1 protein-coding gene is annotated in these 506 nt (G+C 54.0%); it reads left to right on the top strand.

Annotation, left to right across the window (positions count from 1 at the left end; translation table 11 throughout):
• Nucleotides 1-138: 138 nt before the first annotated feature.
• The coding region (locus ACWKV5_RS29710; RefSeq protein WP_483844163.1) for a contractile injection system protein, VgrG/Pvc8 family at nt 139-506 on the top strand (368 nt) is incomplete at its 3' end.

The following is a 506-nucleotide window of genomic DNA, read 5'->3' as shown; positions in this document are numbered from 1 at the left end:
ACTTGTTCTGAATTCTGATTTTGAAAATTAGAAACGGCTTTCAGAACCGTCTCATGTATTTGCAGCATCGCTTTTGGCAGCCTTTGGCAGGTTTGCACGTATTTCATTTTGTCGATTACTTGCCAAAGGAGCCCCTTCATGGACGGCCTAGATCATTTGCCGCTTTCTGGCCGGACCATTTCCGTTTCAGGCGCGGCATTGCCCATGCTTCTTGGGCAACCCACCTTGGTGTTTTCAAGTCTATCCGGCACGGACAACCTCAACGAACTGTTCGAATACGATCTGGAACTGCGCACGCCAGATGAACGTAACGCAATCTATGGCCCCGCAGCCGACCTTGACAAAAAGACCCTGGAGGGCACCGAAGTCACGATCCGGATTGAACTGGATGGCTCGGGCATCGGGTTGCAAAGCGGCACGGGTGCAGGCACACGCGAGATCACCGGGATCGTCACACGGGTGCGCGGCCCCTATCTGGTAGGCCGACATATCGCCTATCGCCTCAC

The sequence above is a fragment of the Pseudomonas oplopanacis genome (assembly GCF_057128725.1).
The sequence above is the reverse complement of the archived record's forward strand: the minus strand, read 5'-3'. Positions and strand labels throughout refer to the sequence as shown.